This is a genomic window from Terrisporobacter petrolearius (genome assembly GCF_020748185.1).
Classification (GTDB): domain Bacteria; phylum Bacillota; class Clostridia; order Peptostreptococcales; family Peptostreptococcaceae; genus Terrisporobacter; species Terrisporobacter petrolearius.
The window spans coordinates 23829-33738 of sequence record NZ_JAHZMO010000036.1; the positions used below are offsets into that span (position 1 = coordinate 23829).

The 9910-nt window shown below is 30.5% G+C and carries 11 protein-coding genes and 1 pseudogene; all 12 read right to left on the reverse strand.

The window, feature by feature from the left end; translation table 11 throughout:
* Nucleotides 1–248: 248 nt before the first annotated feature.
* Nucleotides 249–632, reverse strand: a complete 384-nt coding sequence (locus tag K0040_RS15690) for a CDI toxin immunity protein (RefSeq protein ID WP_206925249.1) — start codon at nt 630–632, stop codon at nt 249–251.
* Between the two features lie 12 nt (nt 633–644).
* Entirely contained in the window at nt 645–2318 is a 1674-nt protein-coding gene (locus tag K0040_RS15695; protein ID WP_228109704.1) for a polymorphic toxin-type HINT domain-containing protein, read from the reverse strand.
* A 142-nt stretch (nt 2319–2460) separates the two neighbouring features.
* Nucleotides 2461–2751, reverse strand: coding sequence for an Imm50 family immunity protein (locus tag K0040_RS15700; RefSeq protein WP_228109712.1), 291 nt, complete (start codon nt 2749–2751; stop codon nt 2461–2463).
* Between the two features lie 67 nt (nt 2752–2818).
* A complete protein-coding gene (locus tag K0040_RS21135; protein ID WP_206925245.1) occupies nt 2819–3259 on the reverse strand; it encodes an HNH/endonuclease VII fold putative polymorphic toxin in 441 nt (146 codons plus the stop codon).
* 262 nt (nt 3260–3521) lie between these two features.
* A complete protein-coding gene (locus K0040_RS15710) occupies nt 3522–3986 on the reverse strand; it encodes a PM0498 family protein (protein ID WP_074919488.1) in 465 nt (154 codons plus the stop codon).
* A 17-nt stretch (nt 3987–4003) separates the two neighbouring features.
* Nucleotides 4004–5692: a polymorphic toxin-type HINT domain-containing protein gene (locus tag K0040_RS15715; protein ID WP_228109705.1), complete on the reverse strand. Its 1689-nt coding sequence runs from the start codon at nt 5690–5692 to the stop codon at nt 4004–4006.
* Between the two features lie 29 nt (nt 5693–5721).
* Nucleotides 5722–6396 (reverse strand): hypothetical protein, encoded by a 675-nt coding sequence (locus K0040_RS15720; protein WP_228109706.1) that lies wholly within the window; start codon nt 6394–6396, stop codon nt 5722–5724.
* A gap of 298 nt (nt 6397–6694) precedes the next feature.
* The gene (locus K0040_RS15725; RefSeq protein WP_228109707.1) at nt 6695–7015 is read right to left on the reverse strand and encodes a hypothetical protein; all 321 of its coding nucleotides are present in this window, start codon (nt 7013–7015) and stop codon (nt 6695–6697) included.
* Nucleotides 7005–7211, reverse strand: a complete 207-nt coding sequence (locus K0040_RS15730; protein WP_228109713.1) for a DUF4258 domain-containing protein — start codon at nt 7209–7211, stop codon at nt 7005–7007. The genes K0040_RS15725 and K0040_RS15730 overlap by 11 nt, the downstream gene beginning before the upstream one ends.
* A gap of 387 nt (nt 7212–7598) precedes the next feature.
* A pseudogene (locus tag K0040_RS15735) lies at nt 7599–7976 on the reverse strand (RHS repeat-associated core domain-containing protein); the annotation flags it as partial.
* A 139-nt stretch (nt 7977–8115) separates the two neighbouring features.
* On the reverse strand, nt 8116–8811 hold the full coding sequence (locus K0040_RS15740) for a hypothetical protein (protein WP_228109709.1): 696 nt from the start codon (nt 8809–8811) through the stop codon (nt 8116–8118).
* A 17-nt stretch (nt 8812–8828) separates the two neighbouring features.
* Nucleotides 8829–9910 (reverse strand): polymorphic toxin-type HINT domain-containing protein (locus K0040_RS15745; protein ID WP_228109710.1); only part of this gene is annotated, 1082 nt, incomplete at its 5' end.

The window sequence follows — 9910 nt, forward strand, 5'->3', positions numbered from 1 at the left end:
TCATACTTGCTGGTATTCAGCCTACATTATCTATATGAAATACAGTCTATTATCAAAAATACCCCTCATTATGATAGACTAATAATTTTAAAAGTTTATCATAACAGGAGTATTTCCATTAAAAATTAATTTTGCATTTATTGTTGCAATACAATAGTAAATTTAAATATATTATTCTTTTGATATGCTTTCTTTACAATTTAAAACATAATATTTTATAGTAATTAAATTCTATATAGAAATATTTTTTAATTGTATGTTAAACCTATAGTTGTATCACCATCATGATAAAACTCAATAATTAATTTTCTATCTATCGAAAATAGCCACGTATCGAAACTAACAGCTGTTATATCATCTAAATTACTAAAAATAGCATTAGCATTGCTTTTAATTATAGGTAAATCTGCATCACTCCAAATAATATAAAACTCTTCATCATTATTAATTTCACTTAATTCTTCAATAGATTTAATATCTTTTTTATTCTTAATTCTACTCCAATCAACTCTTCCCCAATTGGTAAAAGGTATTGTGTCAAAAAATATCTCTTCGATATTTTCTTGTTCATCTCCAGGTAATATATATATATTATTTTTTAATACTTCTATACATTCTTCTAATAATGTCATTTTTCCACATCCTTACCTATTTAAATGTTTTAATAGAGATTCATAAGTAGCTTCGTTTCCTTTAAAAGGTATAGCGTATTTTTTACCTTTGCCTTTTTTACCTCCTCTGAAATCCTCAACGTTAATATGAGCTCCCTTTTTAGGGTCATAATCTAATCTCCATCTTACTTTTCCATCTGCAGACTGTCTTCCAATAACTTTACCGTTTCCTCTACTGGTTTTTAACCTACCTTTTACTGGTTTTGAACCTGGACCTAGATCTCCTAAAATATTCAATGCTTTATTTCTTGCTCTTTCGTATGACTTTTCTTTAGATAATACTACCTCCCCACATGTCGCAGTATTATGCACCAACACACTTGCATCAGATACAAAATACGTATGGAAATCTTCAACCTCAAAATTATATACCCTTATCAGTTCATTGTGAACTACTTTATCTATCTTCTCAACTGTAGACTTATCACCTGACTGAAGAACTACTACATCTCCTTCTTCAATCATACTTGCTGGTATCCAACCTACACCATCAATATAGAACACATGCTGTTCAGTAGCTTCGATAACTTCTCCCGCTACTTTAATATAAAGTATTGTATCCGTTTCTTTTTCAAAGGTTTGTACTACTTTTTTAAGTGCTATTTCTCCTGTTTCTGAATCTTGTGCCCATACCAGGTCGCCTTCTTCAATATCTTCTATTGGAACATCCCCATCTTTTGTTGAAATTAACGTTCCTGCTGTAAAACAACCTTTTTTAGTTATCTTACATCTAACCCTACGATATGTTCTCGTAGCCTTTCTTCTTGCTTTTCTATAAGACCTTTTTGTAACTACTTTAGATTTCCTTACAACCCTATAAACTCTCTTAGCTATAGCCTTTGTACTTTTACGCTTTTTAACTATTTTAGCAACTCTTTTGAAAACTTTACCTACTTTTAATGCTTTAAATGGATTTATAGTTCCAAGTACTACTCCACCAACTATAGCTCCTGCTTTCTTCCAACCTCTTAGATTTTTCTTCTTCGCATATTGATATCCATCATATGCCCCCCATGCAGCATCAAATGCAAGCAAAATTGGGAAATGACCACTCGGATCTGTATATGATATTGGGTTGTTTGTACAATATGCATATAGATGTAAACTACTTGGGTCTGTGAATTCTCCACGATAAGTGTCTTCTGTTAAGAATCTTCCATCTTCAGGATTGTAGTATCTAGCATTCAAATAATACAGTCCTGTTTTATTATCGTAAATTCCACCTGTGTAGCAGATTTCATTGTACAAGTTTTCATCACCATTTATTTCAGTTTCACCAAAATCAGTGTATTCATAAGCTACTTCACTTTTACCTTCTACGTTTACTAGATTTGTTGTACTTTCACGCATGTCCTTGTTGTAGAAGTAGTATTTTTCACCTTCGGCACTTGATATATCCCTAACTGTGGCGATAGCATTTCCACTAGCTCCCATTAGGTTAAGACTAGTCACTCCAGTAAGTTTTTCAACATTCTCTGGCTCTTCTAATTCTGTTGAAGTATCAGCTTTTACAGTTGTGTAAAGTACTGAATCGTCTTGGTAATAGTACTTAGTTGATTGACCATTTTCTGATTTTTCAACTCTTTGTCCATTTCCGTTATAAGTGTTTACTTGATTTAATGTTACTATACTTACCTTTGTAAACATGGCCTTATACATGCGGTTTGCTGCATCGTAAGTATAGCACTTTGCTTCATTATTCTCAATTATAAAAATTCCTAGTATTTAAAAAGTATGTTCTAATTATGAATAATATAATTGAAGCATACCTCTACTGTTTATACCTTATTTAATATCCGCTTATCGTCTGAATCATTCCAACTACCGCTCTAATAGTTGCATTAAATTGCCCTGTAATTTTAACATTTATGTAACTATTCTCATCTATACATATTCTAATGTTTGATTTATCTACATTTGTAGGTTTATAAGACATATTTATTTCGTGTATTCCAAATAAATCTATATTTACTACCACAGTATTATATTTTGATTGAATCCACTTTTGAGGAGGATTATCTGCATATTTTTGTAAATCGAAAAAAATACTAACTTTATCACATTCATCTAAAACATTTATCTGATCATCCTAATATCAATTAGATCAGGAACTTGATCGTATAATTTAGTAATAAATACATTGTTATCTAATAGTTCATACCACATGCTATCACCTCTCTATCATTTGTTATAAGAATAATGTAATTGAGTTCCCTAAAACTTACTAGTTTTTTATTAGCCGGTATCACATTAAAATGTGGTCCTTGACCTCCTTTTAAGTGTTTCGCACCATTATCTTGTATAATAATTTTTTTACCTTTATAATTAATAAAATTGTATTCTCTTGTTTTTATAGGTTTGTTATTTTTACCCAGTATTATTTTACTTCCTTCATGCTCAGCTGTTCTCATATGATCTGACCCAGATTCATATGGTTGTTGAGATTTATATATACCTACATCTCTTTTAGCTTCTCTAAATGCGCCTTTTCTTCTTACTCCTGAATAATCATTATGTACAAGCACAATTGCATCAGACGCAAAATAAGTATGGAAATCTTCAACCTCAAAGTTATATACCGTTATCACTCCATTGTAAGTTACTACATTTCCTTCTTGTGTTAATATTAAAGTTCCTGCTGTAAATCAACCTTTTTAGTTATTTTTTTAGTTACTTTCCTTTGTATCTACCTTAACCTTACTAACTGATTGTCATCAATAGCTAGTTCTTAATTAATTCCTTATTATTATAATGGACTTGATAAAAATACTAATATTTTTATCAAGTCCATTGGTTTTAATGACATTTAAATTTGATCTTACTCTTTTCTACATAATTTTCATAAAAAATTTATTTATTAACTATGTCACAAATTAACATAGGTTGATTGTATTCTTCTATTTCATCATATTCTATAATATGATATTCATCTCTAACTGAATAAAATCTAATTGTTGCTGATGGATTTACATCTTCATCTCCAAGGTCAACTGATAAAACAATATCGAAAGATGTTTTTTTAAACTCATTCAACATTTGTACTTTTAGCTGCTCAATTATTATTAAGGCTTCTTTTAATACTTCATCTATATAACCATCTGAATATAAATATATCTCATTACCTTCCCATTCAAAATCAGATAATTCATCTTTAACAAAATTAACATTATCACAAGATAAACAAAATCCTTCTTTTATACAATAAAAATATTCTCCTTTTATACTACACTTTTTTTCAATTAATTTCACATTCTTATCATTACTTGTGTATTCAATATTACTTAATAATCTTTTCATATCATAATTGCAAAACATTTTATATCTCCTTATTATTACTTTTCTAAATATTTATAAGCTTTACTTAATCCTTTTGTTATATTTTTATCTTTTTTTAATAATTTCTGAATCCTTGAAGGCGCTGGATTTCCATCAAAATCTGTAAATGTATTTTTCTTTAGGTTATAGTACCATTTTGTATTGTCAGGTTCATGATAATGAACATTACCTTTCCCATTACCAAAATTTTCAACATCCACTCTTTCCGTTTTCCCTCGTTGCCATGTAGTTTTACTAGTTGGTCTATTATTGCCAGCCTTTTTTCTTCTTACTCCTGAATAATCATTGTGTACCAACACACTAGCATCCGATACAAAATACGTATGGAAATCTTCAACCTCAAAGTTATATACAGGTATTAGTTCATTGTGAACTACTTTATCTATCTTCTCAACTGCAGACTTATCACCTGACTGAAGAACTACTACATCTCCTTCTTCAATCATACTTGCTGGTATCCATCCTACACCATCAATATAGAACACATGCTGTTCAGTAGCTTCGATAACTTCTCCCGCTACTTTAATATAAAGTATTGTATCCGTTTCTTTTGCAAAAGTTTGCACTACTTTTTTGAGGACTATCTCCCCTGTTTCTGGATTTTGTGCCCATACCAGGTCCCCTTCTTCAATATCCTCTATTGGAACATCTCCATCTTGTGTTGATATTAAAGTTCCTGCTGTAAAACAACCTTTTTTAGTTATTTTACATCTAACCTTACGATATGTTCTCGTAGCCTTTCTTCTTGCTTTTCTATAAGACCTTTTTGTAACTACTTTAGTTTTCCTTACAACCCTATAAACTCTCTTAGCTATAGCCTTTGTGCTCTTACGCTTTTTAACTACTTTAGCAACTCTTTTGAAAACTTTACTGACTTTTAGTTTCTTAAATGGATTTATAGTTCCAAGTATTGCTCCTCCAACTATAGCTCCTGCTTTTTTCCAACCTCTTAGATTTTTCTTCTTCGCATATTGATATCCATCATATGCCCCCCATGCAGCATCAAATGCGAGCAAAATTGGGAAATGACCACTTGGATCTGTATATGATATTGGGTTGTTTTTACAATATGCATATAGATGTAAACTACTTGGGTCTGTGAATTCTCCACGATAAGTGTCTTCTGTTAAGAATCTTCCATCTTCAGGATTGTAGTATCTAGCATTCAAATAATATAGTCCTGTTTTATTATCGTAAATTCCACCTGTGTAGCAGATTTCATTGTAGAAGTTTTCATCACCGTTTATTTCAGTTTCACCAAAATCAGTGTATTCATAAGCTACTTCACTTTTACCTTCTACGTTTACTAGATTTGTTGTACTTTCACGCATGTCTTTATTGTAGAAGAAGTATTTTTCACCTTCGGCACTTGAAATATCCCTGACTGTAGCAATGGCATTTCCACTAGCTCCCATTAGGTTAAGGCTAGTTACTCCAGTAAGTTTTTCAACATTCTCTGGCTCTTCTAATTCTGTTGAAGTATCAGCTTTTCCAGTGGTGTAAAGTACTGAATCGTCTTGGTAATAGTACTTAGTTGATTGACCATTTTCTGATTTTTCAACTCTTTGTCCATTTCCGTTGTAAGTATTTACTTGGTTTAGTGTTACTATACCAGCCTTTGTAAACATGACCTTATCCATGCGGTTTGCTGCATCGTAAGTGTAGCACTTTACTTCATTTGTCACACTGTCTGATTCTCTTAGCTGATTTCCATTTAAATCATAAGTATAAGCTTGAGCAACGGGATGAGTCTGAAGCGATAGCGAAGACTTAGACGTTGGCGATATGAGCGAAGCGAATTTTTATTAGATAGTGTGGTGTGGGACTCTCCCTCATCCTCAGATGACTCTTCACTTCCATCTTTTGAATCTTCTGATCCAACTTCAACACTTGAAACTAACTGATTTAGTGAGTTATATGTGTATGTAGTTGTTTTTCCATCTTTAGCTTCTTTGACTCTGTTACCTACTTTATCATAAGTATAAACAGTGCTGCTTATTGAATTTGAGATATTATCTCTTATATTTGTTTCTGTAAGTCTTCCAAGTTTGTCGTATTCATATTCACGTAGCTCATCTACTATTGTGCTAGGTGAATCTTCATCACGCTGAGTTGTACTAGTGTAGTTATTATATAAATATTCACTCATTATATGGTTATTTTTATTGTAAGTGTATTCATATTTTTCTAGCACTTCTTCTTTTCCACTATCAGTGTAAGTGATGTCTATAGCTCTTCCAAAGCTATCGTACTTAAAACTTCTAAGTGTATAAGTACTTTTACTTCCCTTTGCAAAATCTCTGTAATCTTTTATACTTTCAACTTTTCCATCGTTTAAGTAGTTGTATTCTCTAAGAAGCTTGTGCCCTACTCCAACTTTTGTAACCACTTATCACTATTATAAGTTAATTTTAGACCTTTTACATCACTAGATGTAGACGAAGGATATGTTACATCTGTTATGTTGTCGTCTATATCATACTCATAAGTAGAATGGACCTGATAAAAAACATCAAGCTTTTTATCAAGTCCATGAATTTTGATGACATTTCAATTTGATATTATATTTTCTAGCTAATTTTTTCTATAAGAGTTATAATTTGTTGCTAGCTAGTTCTTGACATAAACTGTCAACAACTGCACCCCAGAGCATCATAGTCAAGTCATTTCAATGAATTGACTTGCTATCATCTAGTATCTAATGTTTCCAAAAAAACTAGTAATGAATTAACTAGGTTTATAGCATCGTCTTTATATTTTGTATTCCATATGTTACTACAATCCTTAAAGTTCCTTTTTCCCTCACATTCTTCTAATGCACAAGCATTTAATATTTCAAGTTCAAACCATAGGTCATGATACTTGCAAATTAACTCTTTTCTATTAAATATATCTTTATTTTGTTCAGCAACAAATTCCAGATCACTCACAAAATTTGTATATTCATATAAGTTATCACAAGCTATCTTTGCCTTATGATTTATTAGATATAATATTTTACTTACCATAAGTTACCGTTATCACCTTTCCTGCCTCATTTAATACTACAGAAACATTATTCACAGAATCATAGTATTGTGTTTTTCCTCCATAACCTCTTGGTGTAATACTTCCATATTTAATTGTATTTTCAATCACAGAAGGCATAATGCCTCTATCTTGCATTCTATCTAATGCATGTCCTGAATATTTCCTTCCTGAAATACTCGTTGATAAGTATGGTTTTTAGGTTGATTCATCGGATTACGCTTACTTCTCAAAGGTAAATTAGCACCTTTAGATCCCTTTGATGCCCCTTTGTAAACCTTAGCTTTTCTATTACCAGTTCTTCTTTTCTTTGTACTTACTATAGTTTTTTCTTCTTAGGTATTTTAGTAACCTTTTTACTTACTTTTTTAGTTACTTTCCTTGTAATTGATTTAGTTTTCCTTGCAACCCTATAAACTCTTTTAGCTATAGCCTTTGCGCTCTTACGCTTTTTAGCTATTTTAGCAACTCTTTTGAAAACTTTACCTACTTTTAGTTTCTTAAATGGATTTATAGTTCAAAGTACTGCTCTTTCAACTATAGCTCCTGCTTTTTTCCAACCTTTTAGGTTTTTCTTCTTCGCATAGTTATATCTATAGCTAACCAAATCGGGAAGTGACCACTTGGATCTGTATATGCTATTGGGTTATTTACACAGTAAGCATATAGATGTAAACTACTTGGGTCTGTGAATTCTCCACGATAAGTGTCTTCTGTTAAGAATCTTCCATCTTCAGGATTGTAGTATCTTGCATTCAAATAATACAGTCCTGTTTTATTATCGTAAATTCCACCTGTATAGCAAATTACATTGTAGAAGTTTTCGTCACCATTTGTTTCAGTTTCTCCAAAGTCAGTGTATTCATAAGATACTTCACTTTTACCTTCTAGATTTACTAGGTTTGTTGTACTTTCACGCATGTCCTTGTTGTAGAAGTAGTATTTTTCACTTTTGGAGCTTTAAATATCTCTAACTGTCGCAATGACATTTTCTGTTGTTAATAAAATACTCCAATTATAATAGTAGATATAATTGGAGTATTTTTTATTTATTAAATAAGTTTTAAGTATTTAAAATTAATTATATTTTATAACAAATTAATTTACTTCTTTTTAAATAATAGTTGTTATTTTCTAATATAAATATATAAATACCTGTATATGAATCATAAATTTCTACTTTCCTATAAATCCACTCTTCATAAGTTTTCATTATATGTGTTTCATTATTGATTGTATCTATTATTTCTATATCTCTTTCATTATAAGCTATTTTTATATTATTATTTGATACTAAAAATTTAGGACCTTCTATTGAAAAATCTACATTCTCATCTACTCTATGTTGCGATACTATTAATTCTGATTCATTACTTTTTTTCTCATTATGATACTGTATTATATTTTTATTATTAATATTCATAATATACTCTTCACCCATAACAGTTCTAAAAATAATACTTTCAACATTATTATATGATTTTATTGATACAATATCATAACAAATAGGTATTCTTATAATATTTACACTGAAATCTTTTATATCGATACATGCCAAACAATTATTCTCTGAGCAATAAAGTATTAGTTTATTATTCACAAAACAATCACAATATATATGTAAATCGTTGATAATATAAATATTATTAATGATTTGTAACTCACTGTCAAGAAATATTACTCCTTCATAGTTATTATTAATAATTATAAAATCTTTGTGAATTCTAAAGTAATATACATCATTATCTTCAATTTTTTTATTTTTAACTAACTGCATTATTCATATCACCTTTTCTATAGTTCAATTCTTTTTTTAGGATCAGCAGTGCCTGGTATTAATTTTCCTGTTTTAGGGTTTGCCTCACCAAGATGCTTACCACGTTTATTGTACACTTCAAGATGAGCACTTTTCCCAGTATGTAAAGTATCTCTATGATAATAATATTTTCCCTTTTTATAAACCTTAGCACCCTTTACTTCATAACTTGTACGGTTATAGGAACTATTCTTAAGAATGGTTTCACCATCTTTTGGAATTCTATTTTCATTTTCATAGCATGAGTTATGAACTAATACACTTGTATTAGATACAAAATATGTATGGAAATCCTCTACTTCAAAGTTATATACCGTTATTGGCTCATCATAAATAACCTTATCAATATCCTCTACTATAACTTTTTCACCTGACTGAAGAACTACTGTATCTCCCTCTTCAATCATATTTGCAGGTATCCAACCTACGTTATCTACATAAAATACATGTTGCTCAGTAGCTTCTATTATTTCCCCTGACACATTAATTCTAAGTATAGTGTCACTTTTGTTTATAAATAATTGTTCTACTTTCCTTAATTTAATTTCACCAGTTTCTGGATTTTGGGACCATACTAGGTCACCTTCTTTAATATCTTCTATTGGAACTAATCCTTCTTCAGTTGACACTAAAGTACCTGCTACAAAGCAAACAGAATCAATTTTATTTTTAACGTTTCTATTACCATGTCTTCTTTTCTTTGCACTTATTCTAGTTTTCTTCTTTTTAAATACTTTCGTAGCCTTTTTACGTACTTTCCTAGTTACTTTCCTTGTAATTGATTTAGTTTTCCTTACAACCCTATAAACTCTCTTAGCTATAGCCTTTGTACTCTTACGCTTTTTAGCTACTTTAGCAACTCTTTTGAAAACTTTACCTACTTTTAATGCTTTAAATGGATTTATAGTTCCAAGTACTGCTCCACCAACTATGGCTCCTGCTTTTTTCCAACCTCTTAGATTTTTCTTCTTCGCATATTGATATCCATCATATGCCCCCCATGCAGCATCAAATGCGAGCAAAATTGGGAAATGACCACTTGGATCTGTATATGATATTG